General features: G+C 66.9%; 19 protein-coding genes and 1 tRNA gene. 10 read left to right on the plus strand and 10 right to left on the minus strand.

Annotation, left to right across the window (positions count from 1 at the left end; all coding sequences use genetic code 11):
- The first annotated feature begins 115 nt into the window (after nucleotides 1-115).
- The 3 genes from gltB to pyk all read left to right on the plus strand — a co-directional run bounded on the left by gltB (nucleotide 116) and on the right by pyk (nucleotide 7730).
- Nucleotides 116-4693: a glutamate synthase family protein gene (gene gltB, locus ACYVI5_RS04995; RefSeq protein WP_460579250.1), complete on the plus strand. Its 4578-nt coding sequence runs from the start codon at nucleotides 116-118 to the stop codon at nucleotides 4691-4693.
- A gap of 53 nt (nucleotides 4694-4746) precedes the next feature.
- Nucleotides 4747-6204 carry a glutamate synthase subunit beta gene (locus ACYVI5_RS05000; RefSeq protein ID WP_460579251.1) on the plus strand — a complete coding sequence of 486 codons (1458 nt, stop codon included), beginning with the start codon at nucleotides 4747-4749 and terminating at the stop codon, nucleotides 6202-6204.
- 77 nt (nucleotides 6205-6281) lie between these two features.
- Nucleotides 6282-7730, plus strand: a complete 1449-nt coding sequence (gene pyk, locus ACYVI5_RS05005; RefSeq protein ID WP_460579252.1) for a pyruvate kinase — start codon at nucleotides 6282-6284, stop codon at nucleotides 7728-7730.
- 15 nt (nucleotides 7731-7745) lie between these two features.
- Here pyk and ACYVI5_RS05010 read toward each other — a convergent pair whose 3' ends face one another.
- From ACYVI5_RS05010 to ACYVI5_RS05020, 3 genes are all read right to left on the minus strand, one after another.
- Nucleotides 7746-8384, minus strand: coding sequence for a phosphoribosyltransferase (locus ACYVI5_RS05010; RefSeq protein WP_460529116.1), 639 nt, complete (start codon nucleotides 8382-8384; stop codon nucleotides 7746-7748).
- Between the two features lie 86 nt (nucleotides 8385-8470).
- Nucleotides 8471-9943 (minus strand): MFS transporter, encoded by a 1473-nt coding sequence (locus tag ACYVI5_RS05015; RefSeq protein WP_460579253.1) that lies wholly within the window; start codon nucleotides 9941-9943, stop codon nucleotides 8471-8473.
- A 120-nt stretch (nucleotides 9944-10063) separates the two neighbouring features.
- On the minus strand, nucleotides 10064-10849 hold the full coding sequence (locus ACYVI5_RS05020) for an SGNH/GDSL hydrolase family protein (RefSeq protein ID WP_460579254.1): 786 nt from the start codon (nucleotides 10847-10849) through the stop codon (nucleotides 10064-10066).
- 151 nt (nucleotides 10850-11000) lie between these two features.
- On the opposite strand from ACYVI5_RS05020, the gene ACYVI5_RS05025 reads away from it, so the two are divergent.
- Nucleotides 11001-11375, plus strand: a complete 375-nt coding sequence (locus ACYVI5_RS05025; protein ID WP_460529107.1) for a hypothetical protein — start codon at nucleotides 11001-11003, stop codon at nucleotides 11373-11375.
- A gap of 64 nt (nucleotides 11376-11439) precedes the next feature.
- Here the strand turns inward: ACYVI5_RS05025 and ACYVI5_RS05030 are convergent, their stop codons facing one another.
- From ACYVI5_RS05030 to ACYVI5_RS05050, 5 genes are all read right to left on the minus strand, one after another.
- Nucleotides 11440-11991, minus strand: coding sequence for an EXPERA domain-containing protein (locus ACYVI5_RS05030; protein WP_460529104.1), 552 nt, complete (start codon nucleotides 11989-11991; stop codon nucleotides 11440-11442).
- 44 nt (nucleotides 11992-12035) lie between these two features.
- The gene (locus ACYVI5_RS05035) at nucleotides 12036-12677 is read right to left on the minus strand and encodes a hypothetical protein (RefSeq protein ID WP_460529101.1); all 642 of its coding nucleotides are present in this window, start codon (nucleotides 12675-12677) and stop codon (nucleotides 12036-12038) included.
- A gap of 139 nt (nucleotides 12678-12816) precedes the next feature.
- Complete coding sequence (locus ACYVI5_RS05040) at nucleotides 12817-14502, minus strand: HAD family hydrolase (protein WP_460579255.1); 1686 nt, start codon at nucleotides 14500-14502, stop codon at nucleotides 12817-12819.
- 155 nt (nucleotides 14503-14657) lie between these two features.
- Nucleotides 14658-15341, minus strand: coding sequence for an HAD-IA family hydrolase (locus ACYVI5_RS05045; protein WP_460579256.1), 684 nt, complete (start codon nucleotides 15339-15341; stop codon nucleotides 14658-14660).
- A 53-nt stretch (nucleotides 15342-15394) separates the two neighbouring features.
- Nucleotides 15395-16777, minus strand: a complete 1383-nt coding sequence (locus tag ACYVI5_RS05050) for an HNH endonuclease signature motif containing protein (RefSeq protein ID WP_460579257.1) — start codon at nucleotides 16775-16777, stop codon at nucleotides 15395-15397.
- Nucleotides 16778-16972: 195 nt separating this feature from the next.
- On the opposite strand from ACYVI5_RS05050, the gene ACYVI5_RS05055 reads away from it, so the two are divergent.
- Nucleotides 16973-17383 carry a hypothetical protein gene (locus ACYVI5_RS05055; RefSeq protein ID WP_460579258.1) on the plus strand — a complete coding sequence of 137 codons (411 nt, stop codon included), beginning with the start codon at nucleotides 16973-16975 and terminating at the stop codon, nucleotides 17381-17383.
- A 15-nt stretch (nucleotides 17384-17398) separates the two neighbouring features.
- On the opposite strand, the gene ACYVI5_RS05060 is transcribed toward ACYVI5_RS05055, so the two are convergent.
- Nucleotides 17399-17481, minus strand: a tRNA-Leu gene (locus ACYVI5_RS05060).
- 81 nt (nucleotides 17482-17562) lie between these two features.
- On the opposite strand from ACYVI5_RS05060, the gene ACYVI5_RS05065 reads away from it, so the two are divergent.
- Nucleotides 17563-18165, plus strand: coding sequence for an ANTAR domain-containing response regulator (locus tag ACYVI5_RS05065; RefSeq protein WP_440293280.1), 603 nt, complete (start codon nucleotides 17563-17565; stop codon nucleotides 18163-18165).
- A gap of 46 nt (nucleotides 18166-18211) precedes the next feature.
- Here the strand turns inward: ACYVI5_RS05065 and ACYVI5_RS05070 are convergent, their stop codons facing one another.
- Nucleotides 18212-18643 carry a hotdog family protein gene (locus ACYVI5_RS05070; RefSeq protein WP_460579259.1) on the minus strand — a complete coding sequence of 144 codons (432 nt, stop codon included), beginning with the start codon at nucleotides 18641-18643 and terminating at the stop codon, nucleotides 18212-18214.
- Nucleotides 18644-18705: 62 nt separating this feature from the next.
- On the opposite strand from ACYVI5_RS05070, the gene polA reads away from it, so the two are divergent.
- From polA to ACYVI5_RS05090, 4 genes are all read left to right on the plus strand, one after another.
- Nucleotides 18706-21372 carry a DNA polymerase I gene (gene polA / locus ACYVI5_RS05075; RefSeq protein ID WP_460579260.1) on the plus strand — a complete coding sequence of 889 codons (2667 nt, stop codon included), beginning with the start codon at nucleotides 18706-18708 and terminating at the stop codon, nucleotides 21370-21372.
- An 11-nt stretch (nucleotides 21373-21383) separates the two neighbouring features.
- A complete protein-coding gene (locus tag ACYVI5_RS05080) occupies nucleotides 21384-23057 on the plus strand; it encodes a DUF885 domain-containing protein (RefSeq protein ID WP_460579261.1) in 1674 nt (557 codons plus the stop codon).
- Between the two features lie 205 nt (nucleotides 23058-23262).
- A complete protein-coding gene (gene rpsA / locus ACYVI5_RS05085; protein WP_460537668.1) occupies nucleotides 23263-24720 on the plus strand; it encodes a 30S ribosomal protein S1 in 1458 nt (485 codons plus the stop codon).
- A 304-nt stretch (nucleotides 24721-25024) separates the two neighbouring features.
- The gene (locus ACYVI5_RS05090; RefSeq protein ID WP_460537666.1) at nucleotides 25025-25603 is read left to right on the plus strand and encodes an MOSC domain-containing protein; all 579 of its coding nucleotides are present in this window, start codon (nucleotides 25025-25027) and stop codon (nucleotides 25601-25603) included.

Consider the following 25603-nt stretch of genomic DNA (forward strand, 5'->3'; position numbering starts at 1 on the left):
CCCGTACAGCCACGTTGCGAGCGTCACCCCACCACACGGCGGGCGACCCGCGAATCCCCTCCCTGTCCACGGGCCGACGTCGTCCCTCTCCCCGATCGATGTGAGGACGGTACCCATGGCGCAGCGCACCCCGTTTTCCCGGTTCAGCACCGTTCCCGACGCCCAGGGCCTTTACGACCCGAGCGCCGAGCGCGACGCGTGCGGCCTGGCGATGGTCGCCACCCTGCGCGGCACCGCCGGCCACGACATCATCGACAACGCGCTCAACGCGCTGCGTCACCTCGAGCACCGCGGCGCGGTCGGCTCCGATGCAGGGACCGGTGACGGTGCAGGCATCCTGACGCAGATACCGGATGCCTTCCTGCGCGCCGTCGTCGACTTCGAGCTTCCGCAGGTCGGCAAGTACGCCGTCGGCAACGCGTTCCTGCCGTTGGAGGACACCGAACGCGCACCCGTCAAGGCGGCGATCGAGCGTATCGCCGACGAAGAGGGACTACGCGTGCTCGGCTGGCGCGAGGTGCCGGTGCGGGCGGACGAGATCGGCACGCTCGCCCGTCAGGCGATGCCTGCCATCGAGCAGCTCTATGTCGACACCGAGCGCACCGCCGAGAACGGTTCGCACCTGTCCGGAATCGCGCTCGACCGGCTCGCATTCCGGCTGCGCAAACGAGTCGAGCGCGAGCTCGACGTGTACTTCGCATCGCTGTCGGCCCGCACACTGGTCTACAAGGGCATGGTCACGACGCTCCAGCTGGAGCCGTTCTATCCCGACCTCTCCGACGAGCGGTTCGCCTCGAAGCTCGCGCTCGTGCACTCCAGGTACTCGACCAACACGTTCCCGTCCTGGCCGCTTGCCCAGCCGTTCCGCATGATCGCGCACAACGGCGAGATCAACACCGTGCAGGGCAACCGCAACTGGATGCGCGCACGCCAATCGCAGCTGCACAGTGACCTGCTGGGCGAGCTGAAGTCGCTGTATCCGATCGTGACACCGGGCGCGAGCGACTCGGCATCCTTCGACGAGGTCGTCGAGCTCCTCACGCTGAGCGGCCGCTCGCTGCCGCACGCCATCATGATGATGGTGCCGGAGGCGTGGGAGAAGCAGACGGAGATCGATCCGGCGCGCCGGGCGTTCTACGAGTACCACTCCATGCTCATGGAGCCGTGGGACGGCCCTGCCGCTCTCGTCTTCACCGACGGCTCGCTCGTCGGTGCGACGCTCGACCGCAACGGGCTGCGCCCCGGACGCTACCTGATCACCGACGACGGACTCGTCGTGCTGGGCAGCGAGACCGGCGTGCTCGACATCGACCCGAGCCGCGTCGTGCGCAAGGGGCGTCTGCGCCCCGGCAAGATGTTCCTCGTCGACACGGTCGAGGGCCGCCTTATCGAAGACGACGAGATCAAGTCGTCGCTGGCATCCGCTCAGCCCTACGGCGAATGGCTGGATGCCGGCCGCATCAACCTCAAGGACCTCCCGGAACGCGAGCACATCGTGCACACGCCCGCGTCGGTGACGCGCAGGCAGCGCACCTTCGGCTACACGGAGGAGGAGGTGCGCATCCTGCTCACGCCGATGGCGAAGACCGGTGCAGAGCCGCTCGGCGCCATGGGCTCCGACACACCGATTGCGGTGCTGTCGAAGCGACCTCGCCTGCTCTTCGACTACTTCACGCAGCAGTTCGCGCAGGTCACCAACCCGCCGCTCGACTCGATCCGCGAGGAGGTCGTCACCTCGCTGAGCCTCGGCCTCGGCCCGGAGCGCAACCTCCTCGAGCCCGGGCCGGAGCACACCAGCCAGGTCGTGCTCGACTTCCCGGTGATCGACAACGACGAGCTGGCGAAGATCCAGCACATCGACCCGGCGCCTGGACAGCGCACTACCGTGACCGTGCGCGGCCTGTACCGGTTCGACGTGGGTGTGAACGCCATGGAACGCCGCCTCGACGAGATCTGCGAGGAGGTCAGCCAGGCGATCGCGGACGGCGCGAAGTTCATCGTGCTCAGCGACCGCGACTCGAACAAAGACCTTGCGCCCATCCCGTCGCTCCTGATGCTCTCGGCCGTGCACCACCACCTCATCCGCACGGAGGACCGTCTGAAGGTCGGGATCGTGGTCGAGGCCGGTGACGTGCGCGAGGTGCATCACGTCGCGCTGCTCATCGGTTACGGCGCCAGCGCGGTGAACCCGTACCTGGCGATGGAGACGTGCGAAGACCTCGTGCGCAGCGGCATGATCACCGGCATCTCCGGTGACAAGGCCGTGAAGAACGTGATCAAGGCGCTCGGCAAGGGCGTGCTCAAGATCATGTCGAAGATGGGCATCTCCACGGTGTCTTCGTACGCCGGTGCCCAGGCGTTCGAGGCGGTCGGACTCGCTCAGGAGTTCGTCGACGAGTACTTCACCGGCACCACCTCGAAGCTCGGCGGCGTCGGCATCGAGGTGATCTCCGCCGAGAACCTGGCGCGTCACCGCTCCGCCTACCCCGAAGAGGGTGCGGTGCTGGCGCACGAGCGCATGGCCACCGGCGGCGAGTACCAGTACCGCCGCGACGGCGCCCCGCACCTGTTCAACCCGGAGACCGTCTTCCGGCTGCAGCACTCCACGCGTACCCGCCGGTACGACATCTTCCGGCAGTACACGAAGCTCGTCGACGACCAGTCCGAGCAGCTCATGACGCTGCGCGGCATGTTCGACCTGCGCACAGGCATCCGGCCACCGGTGCCGATCGAGGAGGTCGAGTCCGTCGCCTCCATCGTGAAGCGCTTCTCCACCGGCGCGATGAGCTACGGCTCCATCTCGCGCGAGGCGCACGAGACCCTCGCCATCGCGATGAACCGCCTCGGGGGCAAGTCCAACACGGGCGAGGGCGGCGAAGACATCGACCGGCTGCTCGATCCCGAGCGGCGCAGCGCCATCAAGCAGGTGGCGTCCGGCAGGTTCGGCGTGACGAGCATGTATCTGACGCATGCCACCGACCTGCAGATCAAGCTCGCGCAGGGCGCGAAGCCCGGCGAAGGCGGCCAGCTGCCGCCCGCGAAGGTGTACCCGTGGGTCGCGCGCACCCGGCACGCGACCGCCGGCGTCGGTCTCATCTCGCCGCCGCCGCACCACGACATCTACTCGATCGAAGATCTGAAGCAGCTCATCTACGACCTGAAGCGCGCGAATCCGGATGCCCGGGTGCACGTGAAGCTCGTCAGCGAGACCGGAATCGGGGCAGTCGCCGCGGGTACAGCGAAGGCTCTGGCCGACGTCATCCTGGTCTCCGGGCACGACGGGGGAACCGGCGCCAGCCCGCTCAACTCGCTGAAGCACGCGGGGACCCCGTGGGAGCTCGGCCTCGCCGAGACGCAGCAGACCCTCATGCTGAACGGCATGCGCGACCGCGTCGTCGTGCAGGTCGACGGCCAGCTGAAGACCGGGCGCGACGTCATCGTCGGCGCGCTGCTCGGGGCCGAGGAGTTCGGATTCGCCACCGCACCGCTCGTGGTCTCGGGCTGCGTCATGATGCGCGTCTGCCACCTGGACACGTGCCCGGTCGGCGTCGCGACGCAGAACCCGGTGCTGCGCAGCAGGTTCAGCGGCAAGCCCGAGTTCGTCGTCAACTTCTTCGAGTTCATCGCGGAGGAGGTGCGCGAGTACCTGGCCGCACTGGGCTTCCGCTCGATCGAGGAGGCGGTCGGTCACGTCGAACTGCTCGACGTGCACCGCGCCGTCGATCACTGGAAGGCGTCCGGGCTGGACCTCACGCCCGTGCTCCACGGGCCGCAGTTCCCCGAGGATGCCCCGCGCAGCAACCGCAGGCACCAGAACCACGAGATCGAGAAGCACTTCGACAACCGGCTCATCGAGCGGGCGGCCGACGTGCTCGAGCACGGCGGACATGTCGAGCTGGCGCTGCCCATCCGCAACACGGAGCGCGCGGTCGGAACCCTGCTCGGTCACGAGGTGACGGTGCGGCACGGCGAGCACGGTCTGCCAGACGGGTCGATCGATGTCACGCTCACCGGTTCGGCCGGCCAGTCGTTCGGCGCGTTCCTGCCGAGCGGCATCACGCTGCGACTCGAGGGCGACTCGAACGACTACGTCGGCAAGGGGCTCTCCGGCGGACGCATCGTCGTCCGACCGGATCGGTCGAGCGTGTTCCCGGCCGAGCGCAATGTGATCGCGGGAAACGTGATCGGCTACGGAGCCACGCAGGGCAGCATGTTCATCCGCGGAACGGTCGGCGAGCGGTTCCTGGTGCGCAACTCGGGTGCCACCGCCGTGGTCGAGGGCGTCGGCGACCACGCGCTGGAGTACATGACGGGCGGTCTCGCGCTGATCCTCGGCACGACCGGCCGCAACCTCGGCGCGGGCATGTCGGGCGGAACCGCCTACGTGCTGGACCTGCGTGAGGAGTGCGTCAACCGCGAGTCGCTGGCCACGGGGGAGCTGGAGCTCTCCACGCTCGGCAGCGGAGACATCGAGATCGTTCGCGACCTGCTGGAGCAGCACGTCGCCGAGACCGATTCGACCGTGGCCAAGACGCTGCTGACAGATCTCGAGGCGGCATCCGCTCGCTTCACGAAGGTGCTGCCGCGCGACTACGCCGCCGTGCTGGAGACACGCAGGAACGCTGTCGACGAGGGACTCGACCCCGACGGTGACATTGTTTGGAATCGAATCTTGGAGGTCACCGGTGGCTGACCCGAACGTCGTCTGGAATCGAGCTGCGCTCTCGAGAACGCCGGAGGTCACTGGTGGCTGATCCGAAGGGCTTCCTCAAGGTCACCGAGCGCGAGCTGCCCAAGCGGCGGCCCGTCTCGGTGCGCCTGATGGACTGGAAAGAGGTCTACGAGGCCGGAGACCCGGCGCAGCTGCGTCGCCAAGCGGGCCGCTGCATGGACTGCGGCATCCCGTTCTGTCATCAGGGATGCCCGCTGGGCAACCTCATTCCGGAATGGAACGACCTCATGTGGCGCGGCGAAGGCCGCCAGGCCATCGAGCGTCTGCACGCGACGAACAACTTCCCGGAGTTCACCGGACGCCTGTGCCCTGCCCCCTGCGAGGACTCCTGCGTGCTCGGCATCAGCCAGCCGGCTGTGACGATCAAGCAGATCGAGCACGACATCATCGATCAGGCCTGGTCGAACGGCTGGGTGCAGCCGCATCCGCCGCAGCGGCTGACCGGCAAGACCGTCGCGGTCGTCGGATCGGGCCCCGCCGGTCTCGCCGCCGCCCAGCAGCTCACCCGCGCCGGGCACACGGTTGCGGTGTACGAGCGCGACGACCGCATCGGCGGTCTGCTGCGCTACGGCATCCCGGACTTCAAGATGGAGAAGAAGCACATCGAGGCGCGGCTGGCGCAGATGACCGCAGAGGGCACCCGATTCCGTGCCGGCGTCGACATCGGCGTCGACATCAGCTGGCCCGACCTCAAGGCACGCTACGACGCCGTCGTCATCGCCACCGGCGCCATGGTGCCACGCGATCTGCCCATCCCCGGCCGCGACCTCGCCGGTGTGCACTTCGCGATGGAATACCTGGTGCAGCAGAACCGCGTCGGTGCAGGCGATTCGGTGCCCACGCAGATCACCGCAGAGGGCAAGCACGTCGTCGTCCTGGGCGGAGGCGACACCGGCGCCGACTGCATCGGCACGGCGCACAGGCAGAAGGCGGCATCCGTCACCAATCTCGCGATCGGCAAGCAGCCGCCGAATGAGCGGCCGGAGCACCAGCCCTGGCCGACCACGCCGACCCTCTTCGAGGTGCAGACCGCGCACGAAGAGGGCGGCAGACGCGAGTATCTGGCGTCCACCGTCGAGTTCGTCGGCAACGACGTCGGCGAGGTGGTGGCCGTCCGGGTGGCGGAGACCGAGTACCTGGACGGCCGGCGCGTGCCCAAGGCGGGCACCGAGCGCGAGATCCCGGCCGACCTGGTGCTGCTGGCGCTCGGTTTCACGGGGCCGGAGCAGGACACGCTCGGTGAGCAGTTCTCCGTTCCGTTCGACCAGCGCGGCAACGTCGTGCGCGACGACGACTACCAAACCCAGGAGCCGGGCGTGTTCGTGGCGGGCGACGCGGGACGCGGCCAGTCGCTCATCGTGTGGGCCATCGCGGAGGGCCGGGCTGCGGCGGCGGCTGTGGACCGGTATCTTGAAGGGGAGACCGCCCTTCCGTCGCCCATCAGGCCGACCGACCGCGCCATCTCGATCTGACGCTCGTCGCATCCGCATCGATCACGGTGCCGATCGATTGTGCACGTGCAAGCAACCATGGAGTACGAAGAATAAGTATGAGACGAGCCAAGATCGTCGCCACGCTGGGCCCGGCAACGTCCAGCTACGAGAACATCCGCGCCATCATCGATGCGGGCGTCGACGTCGCCCGCCTGAATCTGAGCCACGGCACCTACGACGTGCATGAAGCGGTCTACGCCAATGTGCGCCGCGCTGCCGACGACTCGGGTCGCGCTGTGGCGGTGATGGTCGACCTGCAGGGTCCGAAGATCCGTCTCGGCAAGTTCGAGGGCGGACCGTACGAGCTCGCCGAGGGCGACATCTTCACGATCACCACGGAGGATGTGCTCGGCGACAAGGCGCTCTCTTCCACCACCTTCAAGGGCCTGCCGCAGGACGTGAAGCCGGGTGACCCGCTCCTGATCGACGACGGCAAGGTCGCGCTGCGCGTGCTCGAGGTCGACGGTCCGCGGGTGAAGACGCAGGTCATCGTGCCAGGGCCGGTCTCCAACAACAAGGGCATCAACCTGCCCGGCGTCGCCGTCAACGTTCCCGCGCTGAGCGAGAAGGACGAGGCGGACCTGCGCTGGGGCCTCAATCTCGGCGCCGACTACATCGCGCTGTCGTTCGTGCGCAACGCGGATGACGTGAAGCGCGTGCACGAGATCATGGACGAGGAGAACCGGCGGGTGCCGGTCATCGCCAAGATCGAGAAGCCGCAGGCCGTCGATCACCTCGACGAGATCGTCAACGCCTTCGACGCGATCATGGTCGCCCGCGGCGACCTGGGCGTGGAGCTCCCGCTCGAGGCAGTGCCGATCGTGCAGAAGCGCGCCATCGAGATCGCACGCCGCATGGCGAAGCCGGTCATCGTGGCGACCCAGGTGCTGGAGTCGATGATCACCAGCCCACGGCCCACCCGCGCCGAGGCATCCGACTGCGCCAACGCCGTGCTCGACGGTGCCGACGCCGTCATGCTGTCCGGCGAGACGAGCGTGGGGGAGTACCCCGTCGTCACGGTGCAGACGATGGCGCGCATCATCGAGTCCACCGAGGAGCACGGGCTGGAGCGCATCCTGCCGCTGGGCACCACGCCGCGCACGCAGGGCGGCGTGCTCACGCTGGCCGCTGCGGAGGTGGCGGACTTCGTCGACGCGCGTTATCTCTGCGTCTTCACCGAGTCCGGCGACTCGGCACGACGCATGTCGCGGCTACGTTCCCCGCTGCCGATGAAAGCGTTCACCCCGAGCGAGGGCATCCGGCGCAGGCTGGCGCTCACGTGGGGCATCGAGGCTTTCCTCGTCGACCGAGTGACCCACACCGACCAGATGATGGGCCAGGTCGACGACCTGCTCATCGGCAAGGGCTTGGCGGAGATGGGCGACAAGGTCGTCGTCATCTCCGGATCCCCTCCCGGCATCCCCGGCTCGACGAACGACGTGCGCGTGCACGTCGTCGGAGATGTGCACAACGAGGCAGCGCCCGCGTACGCCGCACTCAGGTGATCGGGCTTCGCCCTTCTACTCGTTGGGCAAGCCGAGCAGCCGGCGCACCTCGGCGTCGGTGGTCTGCGTGAAGTCTCGGTACCACTGACCGATCGCGAAGAACCCGCTCGGTCGCGCGACGCACACGAAGGAATCCGCGTCTACTCCCGGCTGGGGCTCCCAGTCGGGAGGTGCGACCGGCACGGCCAGCACAACGGATGCCGCCCCTTGCGCCCGCGCCACGGCGCACGCAGCGCGGGCGGTCGCGCCGGTCGCGAGCCCGTCGTCCACGACCACGGCCGTCGCGCCGTTCAGATCGACCGGACGCCTGTCCTCCCGGTACCGCCGCACCCGCCGTTCCAGCTCCGCCTGCTCGCGTTCCTCGACGCGGGCCAGTTGCTCATCGGTCACGCCCATCACGCGGATGAGGTCTTCGTCGACCACGCGCACGCCTTCGCCGATCGCGCCCATCGCGACCTCCTCGTTGTGCGGAAGTCCGAGCTTGCGCACGAGGATCACGTCGAGCGGGGCATCCAGCGCCTCGGCGACGACCGCCGCGACCGGAACCCCGCCACGTGGAATGCCGAGGACGACGGGATGCGGCCAGTCCTGCCGGTACGTCGAGCACACCGCGGCGAGGCGGCGTCCCGCGTCAAGACGATCCACGAAGATCATGTCCGTCCCTTTCCGGCCCAAGCTTACGGCGCGGCATCCGCGTGGAACCGGTCGGATGGCAAACACGGGTGCAACCGCGCACCAGTTCAGGTGGCATGCGCTTCCTGCTGCGGGGCATCCGTCTTGGAAAGCGGGTCGGCGATGTCTTCCAGCGACCGGTTCTCCGCGTTCACGCCGAGGAACACCTCGACGAGCCCGGCGGCGATCATGAGGCCTGCACCTATGAAGTAGCCGACGGCGACGGCGCCGATGCCCATGGAGACGAACTGTCCGAACAGCAACGGGCCGATGATGCCGCCGAGGCCCGTGCCCACCGCATAGAAGAACGCGATCGCCATGGCCCTGGTCTCCATCGGGAAGATCTCGCTCACCGTGAGATAGGCGGAACTGGCGCCGGCCGAGGCGAAGAAGAACACGATCACCCAGCACACTGTGAGCCACGTGGCGTCCAGGATGCGAGCATCGAACAGGATGCCGGTGCCCACCAGCAACACACCGCTGAGGATGTACGACAGCGAGATCATCACCCTGCGGCCGACGGTGTCGAACAGCCTGCCGAGCAGGAGCGGACCGAGGAAGTTGCCCACCGCGATGGGCACCAGCGCCCACGGTGCCACGTCGTCGGGCACGTGCAGAAGCGTCGTCAGCACGAGCGCGTACGTGAAGAACACCGCGTTGTAGAGGAAGGCCTGGCCGATGAACAGCGAGAGCCCGAGAACGAACCGCTTCGGGTACTTCGTCACGGCCACGCGTGCGATCTCGCCGAAACCGGTCGTCTCACGCTGCTTGATCTCGATCGCCTTGTCGTCGTCGACGCTCGCAAGCTTCTCGCCCGTGTCGTCCTCGACTTGCTGCTCGATCTCGCCGACCGCCTTCTCTGCATCCTTGTCGCGGCCGTGGATGAACATCCACCTGGGCGACTCGGGCACGTTGCGCCGGACGAGCAGGATGGTGAGGCCGAGCACAGCGCCGAGGCCGAACGCGAGGCGCCAGCCGAGTGCGGGTGCGAAGATCGCGGTATTCAGCAGCACGACCGTGAGCATGGCACCGAACGCCGTGCCCAGCCAGTACGAGCCGTTGATCGCGAGGTCCACGACGCCGCGCCGTTTCGCCGGGATCAGCTCGTCGATGGCGGAGTTGATGGCCGAGTACTCGCCGCCGATGCCGGCCCCGGTGAAGAACCGGCACACGAAGAAGAAGATCGGCGTGAACGAGAACGCCGTCGCGACCGTCGCCAGCAGGTACAGTCCGAGCGTGATCATGAAGAGCTTCTTGCGGCCGAACCGGTCGGTGAGGTAGCCGAAGACCAGGGCTCCGACGCAGGCACCGGCGACGTAGATCGCCGCCGCAAGCCCGACCTCGCCGGCAGTGAGTCCCAGTCCGCTGGACTTCTCGGTGAGGCGGCTGCCGATCGCCCCCACGATCGTGACCTCGAGTCCGTCCAGAATCCACACGGTGCCGAGCCCGACCACGACCATCCAGTGCCATTTCGACCATGGCAGACGATCCATCCGCGCCGGAATGCTCGTGCGGATCGTCTTCAACTCGTGCGTGCTCATGCGTCCTCCTCAACCCCGCCTACCTCGACGGCGACCTGGCGACGGTAAGGGCAGGAGCGACGGCGCGACAACCCCTTGCAGGCCCCGCTCGTGGAAACCGGAAAGCGGCGAGACTCCGCCTCAGAACATGGCGCCGGGATCGATCGGCGTCAGCTCAGGCAACTTCGCGCTGCGGCCGTCGCCCGACGACCTCCCGGTGATCCGGCGTCCGATCCACGGCAGCACGTACTCCCGGTAGTACTTCAACGACGGCGGGCGCCGTCCGTACGGCGGCTGGGCCGCCACCTCGTCGACGCGCCAGGCCGACGGCACGCCCACGTCGAGCGCCGTCAGCACGTTGGAGGCGACGCGTGCATGGCCGAACGAGTTCAGATGCAGCCGGTCGAGCGACCAGTAGCGCAGGTCGCGTAGCCCGGCATCGGCGAAGTTGTCCACGAAGGTGACGTCGCTCTCGGCCGCCGTCACCTCGCTCACGAAGGCGCGCACCCGCACCGCCAGCTCGTCGCCCCTGCGCTGGATCGCACGACCGCCCGGAAGGTTGTCGCTCGGGTTGGCGCCGCTCAGCAGCAGCACGTGGATGCCTGCGTCCACGGCCTTGCCCACCGCCTCGGCAGTCTGCCCGGCGATGTCGTCCACCGAGACGCGGGGCCGCATGATGTCGTTGCCGCCGCCGTTGATGCTCAGCAGCTGAGGGTGCATCGCGATGGCGGCATCCAGCTGCTCACCGACGATCGGTCCCAGCTTGCGGCCGCGGATCGCCAGGTTCGCATAACGCACCGGCTCGTCCGCTGCGGCGGCGAGCCCGACGGCGACGAGATCGGCCCACCCGCGCACACGACCGTCGGGAAGGACATCGCCGACGCCCTCGGTGAAGCTGTCTCCGATCGCGACGTAGCTCGTGTACATCCCTCAACGGTATCCGGCGCAGCCAGGGTGCTTCGCGCTCGGGCGGCTCGCGCCCGGCGGTACTATCGAGAGGACGTTTCGACCAGCCGTCTCACCTCAGACGACGTGCTGAACTCGCCGGCCCACCGCCTTCGGAAGGACTACTGAAAAGATGATCGCTCGGCCACCGAAGGGTGAACTCGACAAGCGCATCGCAGGCGCCGTGTTCCTGTTGTTCTGGGTGGTGGCGATCGCCGCCTGGATCGTCGCCGGGGTCGCGCTCGGCAACACCGGCGCGTGGCAGCCCTTCATCGTCGACGTGGGCATCGTCATTGCGAGTGTCGGCACGGCGACGCCGTTCCTCAAGACGGTCAAGGGATTCGGCATCGCGTTGCTGTTCGCGCTGATCGCTGTCGTCGGCTTCGCGTTCGGCGACTTCCTGCACCTGGTGCCGCTCGTCTACTTCCTGCGGATCGCCGTGCCGTTCTTCGCGGTGATCATCGCCCCTACGTTCAAGATGGCCAACGGCGTGAAGGTGTTCGCGTAGGCGAACCGGCAGAGACCGCGCGAGCCGGATGCCCTCCTGGGCATCCGGCTCGCAGCTTGTTGACTCAGAACCTGCGGGTGAACGGCAGCGGCTTGCGCATGCGGATGAGCAGCAGCAACGGGAACACGATGTACGGCAGGTTGAACGCCAGGAACACGGCCGGGTTCGGCGTCCGCTCGGCCGCGGATCCGAAGAACTCCACGCCGAAGATCGGGATGCCCGTGAGCGAGATGATCATCGTCGCGTAAATGACGCTCGGCAGCTGGATCCAGTTCCATCTGCGCACGATGGCCAGGATCAGCAGCACGTAGAACGCGACGTAGACGAACGCCGACGTTCCGCTGATGAACCGCAGCCACACCGGATGCGAGCGGTAGAGCGGGTCGAAGTTCGACGCGTACCAGTAGTTCCACTGCACGAGGATGTTCGGCGAGTCCTTCACCTGGTCGAGACCGAGTCCCTCGACGGAGTCGCTGATGATGCAGGTGACGATGAACGCAGCGAAGATGACCAGGAACACGATGTCGATCGGCCGCTTCTTCAGCGGAAGGTTCGCAGGGCTCGTGGCGCCGGCAACCGATGCGTTGTGCGCGGTAGTGGTGGGGGCTTCCGACATGGTCTGCAGACTATCGCCGGAAGGCCACTGCGACGCAGTACCGCTCAGACGCGCGGCGCCGGCTGGTCGATGTTCCAGTGCCGCGACACCGTCACGAACAACTCCTGCTCGGACGCGTCGTGCTCGGCCGGGCCTCTGCTCACGCTGAAGCGGCTGATCACGCGCTGAGTCCCCTCCGCATCGCCATACAGCACGTCCACCAGCACGATTTCACCGGCACTCATCCGATCGACGACGCGCCGGTAGGCGTCGGAGCGCGGATCCCGGATCGCCACCTGCACGAATCCGACGTACGCGGTCGAAAGGTAGATGTCTCTCGTCAGACGCTGAAACTCCTCGGGCGTTGCGGGTTGAGCGTACGGACCTTCCGGAATGTGCCAGCCGTGCAGCACGGCGATGCCCGAGCCGACGTTGCGTACCGACAGTGCGAGCGCGACAACGGACTCGTCAACCTCCATCGTGGCTCGCCCGCCTTGCACGGTGAGCCAACGGCCATCCATGAAGCGCACCTTCTGTGCGTCGTCGGTGAAGTTCGACGGCAGGAGCAGGGGGCGTAGCCCCTCCAGAAGCGCCCGCTCCGCCAGGCGCGCAGAGTGGTTGGCCGAGCGAGTCGAGACGAACGTCGCGACCGCGAGTACCAGCGTGCCGATCGCGGTGCCGAAGTCGGCCAGCACAGCCCAGTCCACTTGCCCTCCTCACGGCAACCGCCGCGCGATCAATTGCGATGGATGCCGGCACCAGCGTGCTGCATGTCAGGCTGCTCCTGCTTCGAACACGCCGATGGTCCGGCGCTGCAGAGGCGCCGGACCATCGGGATCCCGATTTCTATGGCAGGTAGTACGTCGGGTTCGGCAGCTTGATCGTGCGGTCGGCGTGGCCACCGATCAGATCGCTGAACTGATCGCCGTAGTTCGCCACGATGTCGTAGTGGCCGCCAGCCCACGACTCCACGTGCGCTCTGGTCTGCGACTTGTACTCGATGGTGGTGCAGCTCGCTGCCTCACAGTGGATGTACGACGGCTGCTGGGATGCGCCCTGTCCGGTCCACTTGGTGTAGTAGTTCTGCGGCGTGAGGCCCGTGTAACCCACCTTCGCGAGGTTGGCCAGCGTGGCATCCTTCTGGTTGTCGTTGCGCCCGGTGAGCCCGATCACGGTGCATCCGGCCTTCTCGGCGGCGCGTTCGAGGGCGACCATGCCGGGGACCGCGGGGAACCTCTGGCCCTGTACCCAGACATCCTGCTCGGTGGGGTTGTAGTTGAAGTGCATGTCGCCCACCTCCATGTCGTACGTCCACAACGTCGTGTCGTCGGCGTCGAGCACGATAGCCGGGTTCTTGTGCAGCTTCTTCGCGACGAAGCACTGCGCCGCCACGATGGGCGTCTGAATGGCGACGAGACGGGTCATCTCGCGGATGTACGGCGAGGTGCCCTTGTTCGCGATGCCCGTTCCCGGGTCGCCGTAGTAGGTGGCGATCGTCTTCTTCACGGAGTCGATGTTCGGGATGCCGTCACCGGGCTCGGTCGCGCCGCTGGACCCGTCCGGCTTCATGGTGAAGTGGGTGCGGGGTGCCAGGTTCGGCTCGGACATGCCAGGCAGGTCGGGGGAGGGCAGGTAATAGGTCGGATTCGGCAGCTTGATGATGTTGTCTGCGTAACCGCCCTGCAGGTCGCTCCACTGGTCGCCGATATTGAACGTCACGGTGTAGCCGAGGTCGTGCTCGATGTGCTTGCGGGTGAGCGCCTTGTACTCGACCGTCGTGCAGCTTGACGTCGCGCACGTGATGTACGGCGGCTGCTGCGACGTGCCCTTGCCGGTCCACTTCGTGAAGTAGTCGTCGGCGGTGAACGCGGTGTAGCCCACCTTGGCCAGGTTGCCCAGCGTGGCGGCCTTCTGGTCGTCATTGCGGCCGGTGAGCCCGAACACGGTGTAGCCCATGGCAGCGGCCGCATTGGCGAAGGCGACCATTCCGGGAACCGCGGGGAACTTCTGACCCTGCACCCAGACATCCTGTTCAGCGGGGTTGTAGTTGAAGTGCATGTCGCCCACCTCCATGTCGTACGTCCACAACGTGGTGTCGTCGGCATCGAACACGATGGCGGGCTTCTCGCCCTTGGCGATGGCGGCGTCGTACTCGGGCTTCAGTTCGGCCGTGGCCTTGGCGACGATGCCGTCCATCTCGCTGATGTACGGCGAGGACTCCTTGTTCGCGATCCCGGTGCCCGGGTCGCCGTAGTACGTGTAGATGGTCTTCTTCACGGAGTCGATGTTCGGGATGCCCTCGCCGCCCTGCGTCGCTCCGCTCGACCCGTCCGGCGCCATCGTGAACTGCGTGCGCGGAGCCAGCTGCTGACCGTGGCCCCAGCCGCCGCCCCGGCCTTGTCCGCCGTCCCATGCCTGGGCCGGCGCCGCCGAAGACAGCCCGACTCCCATCGCGACCGCCACCACGGCCGCGCCCGCGAGCATCCGCAGGCCAAGGCTTCGCGTTGCCGCCCTCGCGTGCTCAGGTTGCATTCCACACCCCCTGTGTGATTCGAATTCCTCGATCCGTCAGGGCCGGTGCTCTGCGGCCCTGCGCTTTGCACCCCTGAACAGGGGTCCGCCTGCACCGTATCGACGCGATGTGCGGATGACTAGAACCGGACAGCGGTTTTGCTCATGTGAGCCGCCTATGAGGTCGCAGTGAGCGAAGCGTCGACTCCGTCGCTAAGCACGAGTTCGATGCCGTCCTCATGGATGCCAACGCGCACATCGGCTAGATCGGGCACAAGCCAATCCGGGCCGTGACGCTCTGCCATGGTGCCCACCCCGACGACCCGCATCCCGGCGGCTCTTGCAGCGGCGATGCCGGCACCGGAGTCCTCGAAGACGACGCACTCAGCGGCCGGTACGTCGAGTGCTGCGGCTGCGACCAGGAATCCTTCCGGATCCGGCTTGCTCGCCAAAACGTTCTCCGCGGTCACCGCCACACCGGGAATGGCCAGGCCCGACGCGTGCATCCGCGCCGTTGCCAATGGACGCGTCGCCGAGGTCACGAGGGCGTGCGGGGCACCCGCCAGTGAACGGAGCAGGCTCGCCGCGCCGGTGATCTCGACGATGCCGTCGAGATCCGCGGTCTCGCGCTCCAGCAGGGCCCGGTTGTCGGCGAGGTTCTGTTCCGGCGCTCGGTTCGGAAGCAGAATGGCCATGCTCTCGTGACCCTGCCTACCGTGGACGACTTCGAGCACCCCGGCCGGCTCGAGGTCGTTCGCGAGAGCCCAATCGGTCCATACACGCTCCACGACGGCCGACGAGTCGACGAGCGTGCCATCCATGTCCAGCAGAACGGCGGATGCCCGGATGATCGTGGTCACCTTGCCGAAGAGTACACGGACGAAACGCCGGACGACGAACGCGGTGCTGGTGCCTAGAAGGGTGGTGGGTTGCTGTCGTATCCGGTGGGGGTGCGGACGCGGATGCCGCCGTCGGGTTTCGGGTCCAACCGGATCCTCGTGACCGTCTTCAACCGGTGCAGCCGGGGTTTCAACGGGGCAAGGTTGGTCACGTTGGTGGGTCCGCCGTGTTGTCGTTCGATCACGTGGTCGATCTCGGCACCGGTGGTGACGCCGACCGGGAGGTAGGGGGCGGCGTCTTCGTCCAGCCCGTACCTCAACGTGAGCCAGGTCCGCTGATCCGGGGTGGGCCGGTACCGTTTCGTGTCCAGATTCAGCTGTGCCGGCCGGATCGGGTCGGCGAGCACTTTCCGGAACGAGGGTGCGTCCCGTAACGCTTTCACGGCAACACTGGGCGGGATCGGACCGTAGCCCAGGAGCTCGGCGAACCGGCCGTCCACGTCGATCAGCACGAACGGTTGCACACCAGTCTTCACCGGTGCGACACCCTTTGCGTCGCCGTCGCCGCCGCTGGTGGCGGTGCCGTCGCCGTCGCCGTCGCGGGTGGTGCCGCCGCGGGTGAGGAGTTGCAGGGTCAGGTCGGCACGCAGCTGGTCCAGGGTGCGGTTCTCACCGGGCAGGGCACGCAACCGGCGCGCCTCCGCGGTGAGCCGGGCTTCGGCTTGCGCGATCTGAAGCACCGGCCCGTACACCGACAGCCACCCCATGCCGTCCTCGGCCGGTTCCACACACACCCGGCGACGCTTCCTGGCCTCCTCATGCCGTTGCTCCAGGGTGTCCGCACACAAGCGCTCCCGCAACAGGCGCGCCCGACGACCGAACGCGCCGGGAGTCATGCGTTCGGCGATCCCGGCCAGACGTTCGTCGTACGTGCCCAGCACAGCATCCGGGAGACCGGTGGACGAGTCGACCGCGGCACGCACATGCTGCACGCTGATCCGACCCGAGGTGAACAGATCACGCAACCGCGGCAACGACGTCGTGAGGACGTCACCTTCCCACGCCAGGTTCCGCACCACGTTCTCACTGACATGCAACCGGTGCGCGAGATCGAACGCGACCGACCGGAGAGCGAAGTCCACCTCATCCGCCTTCGGGTCCCGTTCCGTGATCCCCACCGGCACGTAGATCCGCGGATCCTCACGCGCCAACTGGAACGCTTCCCGGATCGCGAACATCTGCCGAGCCGCCTCAACGTTCACCATCGTCTGCGACGCCACAGCATCATCCAGAGCGAAACCGATCACATCCTGCGCCGAGACAAACGACGTGCGCTGCGAAGGCTCAGCCGTCCAATCGACGTCCACAGGAACATCCAGCTCCTCGAACCATGGCAACTCGACGGCGTCAGCCCACGAGCCCTCGCCGGCCGGGCCACGGAACTCGTCGTCGTTCATACCGCCGAAGCTAGATCAAGCCACCGACAATCGACCGAGGTCGTCGAAGCAGCCGGATGCAACGCCGACGGATGGCCTTCTGCGCCGCCACCAACACCGTCATGACGAGGAGACGCAACCCCGTGTGAGGCCCGAATCGGTGTGGATACACTCCGCCTGCGAATGCAAGCCGTTCACGACGCAGAGGAGGAAACCATGGCTGAATCGAACGATGAGTCCCGGAACGGAAGCGAACAGGGCGGCGTACGACACGGCCCCGAGGAGTCGAAGTCTGTGAAGTACTCGCAAGAGATCACCTCGACGGAGGAAGACCCGGAACGTGAGGGGCGCAGCCTCGTCACCACCAACCACGAGGTGATCAAGCGGTGGGCGGATGCCCGCGGTGCACGACCGGCGACGGTCGACGGAACCGAACACGGCGACCACCTCGGCGTGCTGCGGTTCGACTTCGGGGAACAGACTCAAGGATTGCGCGAGGTGAGTTGGGACGAGTGGTTCGACACGTTCGACCAACGCGAGTTGAACTTCATCTATCAGGAAGAGAAGTCCGACGGCAGCCAGTCCAACTTCTTCCAGTTCGACAATCCCGGGCGGGAAGACGCCTGAACGAGCTCTAGAGAGTGCCGGTGGTGGGACTCGAACCCACACGCCCTTTCGGGCAAAGCATTTTGAGTGCTCCGCGTCTGCCATTCCGCCACACCGGCTCAGGTGCGCTGTACACCATATCGCGGCTTCGCCGCTCAGAGGCTCAATCACCTCGCCGACGTATCGTAGGCTTGTTCACCGTGACCGACACTGAGAACACCGCTGCACCGCGTCGAGTAGTCGTCGCGGAAGATGAATCGCTCATCCGTCTCGACATCGTCGAGATCCTGCGCGACAACGGGTTCGAGGTCGTCGGCGAGGCCGGCGATGGCGAGACGGCCGTCGCGCTCGCCACCGAGCTGCGCCCCGACCTCGTGATCATGGATGTCCGCATGCCGAACCTCGACGGAATCGAGGCTGCGAAGCGGCTCTCCGAGAATCACGTCGCACCCGTCGTGCTGCTCACCGCGTTCAGCCAGAAGGAGCTCGTCGACCGGGCCACCGAGGCAGGCGCACTCGCCTATGTGGTCAAACCGTTCACCCCGAACGACCTTCTGCCCGCCATCGAGATCGCGCTGGCGCGTTACCAGCAGATCATCGCCCTCGAGGCCGAGGTCGCCGACCTCAACGAGCGGTTCGAGACCCGCAAGCTCGTCGACCGCGCCAAAGGGCTGCTCAACGAGAAGATGGGGCTCACGGAGCCCGAGGCGTTCCGCTGGATCCAGAAGGCGTCGATGGATCGCCGCCTCACCATGCACGATGTCGCCAAGGCGATCATCGACCAGCTCGCGCCGAAGAAGTAGCACCTACGCGCGCACACCCGCACGTTCGGCCTGAGGGGACCGGTCGTTAGCCGCGCTCCTTGATCAGGTTCGTGATGCGGATCGTGGAGCAGCGCCGCCCGCGGTCATCCGTGACGGCGATCTCGTGCGTCGTCAGAGTGCGACCGAGGTGGATCGGTATGCACACTCCGGTGACCACGCCACTGGTCGCCGAGCGGGTGTGGGATGCGTTGATCTCGATGCCGACCGCGAGCCGGCCCTCACCGGCCCACAGGTTCGCCGACATGGATCCGAGCGTCTCGGCCAGCACGACGTAAGCGCCGCCGTGCAGCAGGTCCGCCGGCTGCGTGTTGCCCTCGACGGGCATCGTGGCGACGGCGCGATCGACGGAGAACTCGACCATCTCGATGCCCATCTTCGCGGCCAGGGCGCCCAATCCGCGCTTCCTGACGTAATCGAGGGCGTCGGGTGCGGCATCCGTTTCACCGGTCGTCGACATGCTGCTCCTGGTGCTTCGCGGGCCGGAAAGGAACGTCGCACGCCGCTTGTAGGCTGGCAGGCGTGTCGGACTCGGAAAAGCCTACCCTCCTGATCGTCGACGGCCATTCGCTGGCTTTCCGGGCGTTCTACGCGCTGCCGGTCGACAGTTTCACCACCCGTGACGGGCAGCACACCAACGCCATTCACGGGTTCCTCTCGATGCTTCTTCTGCTGCTGCAGAACGAGCGGCCCAGCCACCTGGTCGTCGCGTTCGACGTGTCCCGGTACTCGTTCCGCACGAAGGAGTACGCCGACTACAAGGGCACACGTGGCGCGACGCCGCCGGAGTTCTCCGGCCAGGTGCCGCTGCTGCAGGAAGCTCTTGCCGCGATGAACATCCCGACGCTGGAGAAAGACGACTTCGAGGCGGACGACATCCTCGCCACGCTTGCCACGCAGGGCGCGGAGCAGGGCTACCGCGTGCTCATCGTCTCCGGCGACCGCGACACCATCCAGCTCGTCGACGACGACATCACGCTCCTGTATCCGAACGTGCGAGGTGTCTCAGAGCTGAAGCGCTACGACCGGCAGACCGTGCTCGACCGGTACGGCATCCCGCCGGAGAAGTATCCGGAGGTGGCGGCGCTCGTCGGGGAGACCAGCGACAACCTGCCCGGTATCGACAAGGTGGGCGAGAAGACCGCCGTGAAATGGGTGCTGCAGTACGGCGACGTGCAGAACCTCATCGCCCACGCCGACGAGATCAAGGGCGTGGTCGGGCAGAACCTGCGCGACCAGAAGGAGAACGCGCTGCGCAATCGACGCTTGAACCAGCTCGTGCGCGATGTCGAGCTGCCTGTCGGGCCGGCCGATCTCGCCCGCCGGCCGATGAACGAGCAGGCCGTGCGCGACTTGTTCGCCCGCCTCGAGTTCCGCACGCTGCTGGAGCGCGTTTTCAAGCTGATCGAGGGCGACGGGTCCGACACCGGAGCCGTCACCGGTGCGCAGATCGGCACCATCACCGCGCCCGAAGTGCAGGAACCGGTGGGCGAGGAGCTGCGCGGATGGCTGGCCGAGGCATCCGCCAACGGGTCGCGGCCCATAGCGGTACAGCTCGACCTCGCCGGCGTCGTGCTCGCGGGCGTTGGTCTGTCCACCGACGACGCGTCCGCGTACGTGCAGGCGGGGGAGAACGGCACGCTCGATCCCGAGCTGGTCGCCTGGCTCGCCTCCGATTCGCCGAAGTGGTTCTACGACGCGAAGAACCAGCTCAAGGCGCTGGATGCCGCGGGCCTCGCCCTCGCCGGGTTGCAGTGCGACGCGAGGGTGGCCATTTGGCTCGTGAACCCGAACCGCACCCCATCGGGTCTTGCCGACCAGGTGTATGAGGTGCTCGGGGAGCAGATGCCGCAGTCCGACCCGGCGCAGCTCGTTCCCGAGGTGGAGCCCGTCGGCGCGGCGACGGAGGCGTGGTACGTGCACCGGGTCGCCGAAGCGGTCTCGGTCGCGCTCGAGGAGAGCACGCGCGGTGTGCTGGAGAGCATCGAGTTGCCGATCACCGGTGTGCTCGCGCGCATGGAGCGGAACGGCGTCGCCATCGACACCGGCATCCTGCGCAGCCAGCGGGAGGAGCTCACGGTGCGCGCCGACGGTCTCGCGCAGGCGGCCTACACCGAGATCGGCCACGAGGTGAACCTGGGCTCGCCGAAGCAGCTGCAGCAGGTGCTGTTCGACGAGCTCGGCATGCCGAAGACGCGCTCGACGAAGACCGGGTACTCGACGGATGCCGGTTCGCTTGCCGACCTGCAGGAGAAGAACCCGCATCCGTTCCTCGACCTGCTCCTGCAGCACAGGGACGCCACGAAGCTCAAGCAGATCATCGAGACGCTGGAGAAGTCGGTCGGGCCGGATGCGCGCATCCACACCACCTACGACCAGACCGGGACCTCCACCGGACGCATCTCTTCAAACGACCCGAATCTGCAGAACATCCCGGTGCGCACGGAGGTGGGCAAGCAGATCCGCTCGGCCTTCATCAAAGGGGACGGCTACGAGACGCTCCTCACCGCCGACTACTCGCAGATCGAGATGCGCATCATGGCGCACCTCAGTGAGGACGCCGGTTTGATCGAGGCCTTCAACGCCGGGGAGGACCTGCACCGCTTCGTGGGGGCACGCATCTTCGGCGTCGCCCCGGAAGATGTCACGCCGATCATGCGCACGAAGGTGAAGGCCATGTCGTACGGCCTCGCGTACGGCCTCAGCGCGTTCGGGCTCTCGAAGCAGCTGCGCATCGAGACAGCGGAGGCGAGGCAGCTCATGACGGACTACTTCGCCAGGTTCGGCGCTGTGCGCGACTACCTGCGCGACGTGGTCGAGAAGGCGCGCGTCGACGGCTACACGGAGACCATCTTCGGGCGTCGCCGTCCGTTCCCGGATCTCACGAGCACCAACCGCGTGATCCGCGACAACGCGGAGCGTGCCGCGCTGAACGCCCCCATCCAGGGCTCGGCTGCCGACATCATGAAGATCGGCATGATCGGAATCGACGCCGACATCAGGGAGCAGCAACTGCGCTCGCGCATGCTTCTGCAGGTGCACGACGAGCTCATCTTCGAGGTGAGCCCGGGGGAGTGGGATGCCCTGGCCGAGATCGTCTCGCGCCGCATGTCCACGGCTGCCCAGCTGCGCGTGCCCCTCACGGTGCAGCTTGGCCGAGGAGAGAACTGGGACGCCGCCGCTCATTAGGCTTATCCACCATGACTCAGCAACCGCAGAGAACTCCCACACCCATCGACGCGCTCGCCGAAGAGTGGGTCGACACCCAACTCGACATCGTGCCGGAGTACCACGTCTGGCTCGGCCGTCCCGGCCGCGAGGGCGAGTACGCCGACTACTCGCCAGAGGGCAACGACCGGCTCGCCCAAGCACAGGCCGATGTGCTGCGTCGTGTCGAGGCCGCCGAGCCCGTCGACGAGATCGACCGCGTCACGAAGCTCGATCTGACCCGCGAGCTGAAGCTCGAGCTCGAAAAGCACGAGGCGGGCTTCTATCAGCGCGACCTCAACGTGATCGCTTCGCCCGAACAGAGCCTGCGCGAGATCTTCGACCTCGAGCCCACGGCCACGATCGAGAACTGGGAGGCGATCGCGCGCCGCATGCACAACCTTCCCGCGGCGATGCGCGGCTACATCGCTTCACTGCGATCGGGCATGCAGGCGGGTAACGTTCCCGCCATCCGTCAGGTCAACGAGGGCATTGCACAGGCGAACAAGCAGGTCCGCTCGAACGGCTTCTTCTTCGCGCTCGCACGCGACGCGAAAGCCGGCGACGACGAACTGCCCGATGCACTGAAGAGCGACCTCGAAAAGGGGGCCGCCGAGGCGGCCGCCGCATACGGAGAACTGGCGGTGTTCCTCGAGGACGAGCTCGCCGCTCACGCACCCGAGCAGGATGCCGTCGGTCGCGAGCTCTACTCCCTCGCCTCCCGCAGCTTCCTCGGCGCGACCGTCGACCTCGACGAGACCTATGACTGGGGCGTCGAAGAGCTGCGCCGCATGGTGGACGAGCAGGAATCGATCGCGCGCGAGATCAAGCCAGGGGCATCCGTCGCCGAGGCGATCGCCTTCCTCGATGGTGACCCGGCGCGCAAACTGCACGGCACCGACGCGCTGAAGCGCTGGATGCAGGAGACCAGCGATCGGGCCATCGAGGAGCTCGGCAAGACCCACTTCGACATCCCAGAACCGATCCGGCATCTGGAGTGCATGATCGCGCCAACCCAGGAGGGCGGCATCTACTACACGCCCCCTGCGGACGACTTCTCCCGCGCGGGCCGCATGTGGTGGAGCGTGCCGGAGGGCGTCACCGAGTTCGACACCTGGCGCGAGCTGACCACGGTGTACCACGAGGGTGTGCCCGGGCATCACCTTCAGCTCGCCACGGCGACGTACAACAAGGCGCAGCTGAACACCTGGCGCCGGATCGCCGGCACCTCTGGTCATGCCGAGGGGTGGGCGCTGTACGCCGAGCGCCTGATGGAACAGCTCGGCTACCTCGATGACCCGGCCGACCGGCTCGGCATGCTCGACGGCCAGCGCATGCGCGCCGCCCGGGTGGTGCTCGACATCGGCGTGCACCTGGCGAAGCAGCGACCCGACGGCGAGGGACCGTGGACCGGCGACTACGCCTTCGAGTTCCTCGGCCAGAACGTCAACATGAACGAGGGTTTCGTGCGCTTCGAGGTGAACCGCTATCTGGGCTGGCCAGGGCAGGCGCCTTCGTACAAGATCGGTCAGCGCATCTGGGAACAGCTCCGCGACGAGTACCAGCGTCGGGAGGGCGAGGCATTCGACATCAAGGCGTTCCACAAGAAGGCGCTCGACATCGGCGGAGTCGGCCTCGACACGCTGAAGACAGCCTTGCTGGGATGATCTGCGGCAGGCGCGGTTGAGACGCCGCGGCAGGGCATCCGAGAGGAATACCGGATGCCCCGCCCGCGTTGTTGCATGAGGCTGCCGCACGACGGTAGTCTGGAGAGTCACTTTTGTGACGTTCTTATCCGTCTGCCCGGCGGGAAATCCAATTGAAGCAATCCTTCCGAGCCTGATTCATGTCCATAACTGGAGTACCCACTCAATGACAACCGCAACGACCGACAAGGCACCCAAGCAGGTCGCGATCAACGACATCGGCTCTGCTGACGATTTTCTTGCCGCGGTCGAGAAGACTCTGAAGTTCTTCAACGACGGTGACCTCATCGAAGGCACCGTCGTGAAGATCGACCGCGACGAGGTTCTCCTCGACGTCGGTTACAAGACCGAGGGTGTGATCCCCTCCCGCGAACTTTCCATCAAGCACGACGTCGACCCGAGCGAGGTCGTCGGCGTCGGCGACACCGTCGAGGCGCTCGTTCTCCAGAAGGAGGACAAGGAAGGCCGCCTCATCCTGTCCAAGAAGCGCGCCCAGTACGAGCGCGCCTGGGGCGATGTGGAGAAGATCAAGGAAGCCGACGGCGTCGTGACCGGTCAGGTCATCGAGGTCGTCAAGGGCGGCCTGATCGTCGACATCGGACTGCGCGGCTTCCTGCCGGCATCCCTCATCGAGCTGCGCCGCGTGCGCGACCTCACGCCGTACCTCGGCCAGGAGATCGAGGCGAAGATCCTCGAGCTCGACAAGAACCGCAACAACGTCGTGCTCTCGCGCCGCGCTCTGCTCGAGCAGACGCAGTCCGAAAGCCGTTCCACATTCCTGGCCAACCTGCACCCGGGCCAGGTGCGCAAGGGTGTCGTGTCGTCCATCGTCAACTTCGGTGCGTTCGTCGACCTCGGCGGTGTGGACGGCCTCGTGCACGTCTCCGAGCTGTCGTGGAAGCACATCGAGCACGCCAGCGAGGTCGTCGAGGTGGGTCAGGAGGTCACCGTCGAGGTGCTCTCCGTCGAGCTCGACCGCGAGCGCGTCTCCCTGTCGCTGAAGGCGACGCAGGAAGACCCGTGGCAGGTCTTCGCCCGTACGCACGCCATCGGGCAGTTCGCACCCGGCAAGGTCACGAAGCTCGTTCCGTTCGGTGCATTCGTACGCGTCGCGGACGGCATCGAGGGCCTCGTGCACATCTCCGAGCTCTCCGGCAAGCACGTCGAGCTCGCCGAGCAGGTCGTGTCGGTCGGCGACGAGGTGTTCGTCAAGGTCATCGACATCGACCTCGAGCGTCGCCGCATCTCGCTGTCGCTGAAGCAGGCGAACGAGGGCGTCGACCCGGAGGGTACCGAGTTCGACCCGGCGCTCTACGGCATGCTCACGGAGTACGACGAGCAGGGCAACTACAAGTACCCGGAGGGCTTCGACCCCGAGACGGGCGAATGGACCGAGGGCTCCGACGCTCAGCGGGAGAAGTGGGAGCAGGAGTACGCCGAGGCTCAGTCGCGCTGGGAGGCGCACAAGCGCCAGGTCGCCAAGGGCATCGAGGAGGAGGCCGCTGCGGCGGAAACCACCTCACGTGGCGGTGCCACCTACTCGAGCGACTCGAACGCGAGCGGCACGCTCGCCGACGACGCGTCGCTCGCAGCTCTGCGCGAGAAGCTGTCGAGCAACAGCTGATTGAGGTGAGAGCCGAGCGAGCTCGCTCGCTCGGCCGAGCCGATTGAAGCTGTTGGACGGCGAAGCCGGAACACAGCTGATTGAGGCGAGAGCCGAGCGAGCTTGCTCGCTCGGCCGAGCCGATTGAAGCTGTTGGACGGCGAGAGCCGGAACACAGCTGATTGAGGCGAGAGCCGGATCACAGCTGATCGCAATCTGCGTTCACACGGAGCGGCCGGGTCCTTCGGGGCCCGGCCGCTCCGTCGCGTTCCGGATGCCGTCGGCCCGGTCGGCCGGTGGCCGTGTCTCCGGCAGAATGGAGAGCATGGATCACCGCGACAGCGCAGCACGACCGGATGCCGACACCCCGCGGGTGGTGTCCGTGAGTCGCGACGACGGGCACAGGTTCAGCAAGCCGCGCGTCGAGGAGATCCGGCTGATCGAGGGCTGGGGCGTGGAGGGCGACGCCCACGCCGGAACAACGGTGCAGCACCTGTCCCGAGTCGCTCGTGACCCTCAGCAGCCCAATCTGCGTCAGGTGCACCTGATCCACTCTGAACTGTTCGACGAGGTGCACCGGAACGGTTTCGACGTCGAGCCGGGCGAACTGGGCGAGAACATCACGACGGCCGGGCTCGACCTGCTCGCCCTGCCGACCGGAACGGTGCTGCACATCGGCGAGAGCGCGAGCATCCGCCTCACCGGCCTGCGGAATCCGTGCGAGCAGATCAACGGGATCGCACCGCGCCTGATGAAGGAGATGGTCGTGCGCCGGTCCGACGGCACCGTCGTGCGCAAGGCGGGCGTGATGTCGGTGGTGCTGACCGGCGGCGTCGTGCGCCCTGGGGATGCCGTGCGAGCCGAGCTGCCGTCCGGCGACCACGTCGCGATGGAGCCGGTGTAA

It is taken from the genome of Humibacter ginsengisoli (assembly GCF_054780095.1).

Excerpts from the sequence above, each read along its gene's own strand:
- gltB (WP_460579250.1), top strand. The coding sequence starts at position 116 with ATGGCGCAGCGCACCCCGTTTTCCCGGTTCAGCACCGTTCCCGACGCC.
- pyk (WP_460579252.1), top strand. The coding sequence starts at position 6,282 with ATGAGACGAGCCAAGATCGTCGCCACGCTGGGCCCGGCAACGTCCAGC.
- ACYVI5_RS05010 (WP_460529116.1), bottom strand. The coding sequence starts at position 8,384 with ATGATCTTCGTGGATCGTCTTGACGCGGGACGCCGCCTCGCCGCGGTG.
- ACYVI5_RS05015 (WP_460579253.1), bottom strand. The coding sequence starts at position 9,943 with ATGAGCACGCACGAGTTGAAGACGATCCGCACGAGCATTCCGGCGCGG.
- ACYVI5_RS05020 (WP_460579254.1), bottom strand. The coding sequence starts at position 10,849 with ATGTACACGAGCTACGTCGCGATCGGAGACAGCTTCACCGAGGGCGTC.
- ACYVI5_RS05025 (WP_460529107.1), top strand. The coding sequence starts at position 11,001 with ATGATCGCTCGGCCACCGAAGGGTGAACTCGACAAGCGCATCGCAGGC.
- ACYVI5_RS05030 (WP_460529104.1), bottom strand. The coding sequence starts at position 11,991 with ATGTCGGAAGCCCCCACCACTACCGCGCACAACGCATCGGTTGCCGGC.
- ACYVI5_RS05040 (WP_460579255.1), bottom strand. The coding sequence starts at position 14,502 with ATGCAACCTGAGCACGCGAGGGCGGCAACGCGAAGCCTTGGCCTGCGG.
- ACYVI5_RS05050 (WP_460579257.1), bottom strand. The coding sequence starts at position 16,777 with ATGAACGACGACGAGTTCCGTGGCCCGGCCGGCGAGGGCTCGTGGGCT.
- ACYVI5_RS05055 (WP_460579258.1), top strand. The coding sequence starts at position 16,973 with ATGGCTGAATCGAACGATGAGTCCCGGAACGGAAGCGAACAGGGCGGC.
- ACYVI5_RS05070 (WP_460579259.1), bottom strand. The coding sequence starts at position 18,643 with ATGTCGACGACCGGTGAAACGGATGCCGCACCCGACGCCCTCGATTAC.
- ACYVI5_RS05080 (WP_460579261.1), top strand. The coding sequence starts at position 21,384 with ATGACTCAGCAACCGCAGAGAACTCCCACACCCATCGACGCGCTCGCC.
- rpsA (WP_460537668.1), top strand. The coding sequence starts at position 23,263 with ATGACAACCGCAACGACCGACAAGGCACCCAAGCAGGTCGCGATCAAC.
- ACYVI5_RS05090 (WP_460537666.1), top strand. The coding sequence starts at position 25,025 with ATGGATCACCGCGACAGCGCAGCACGACCGGATGCCGACACCCCGCGG.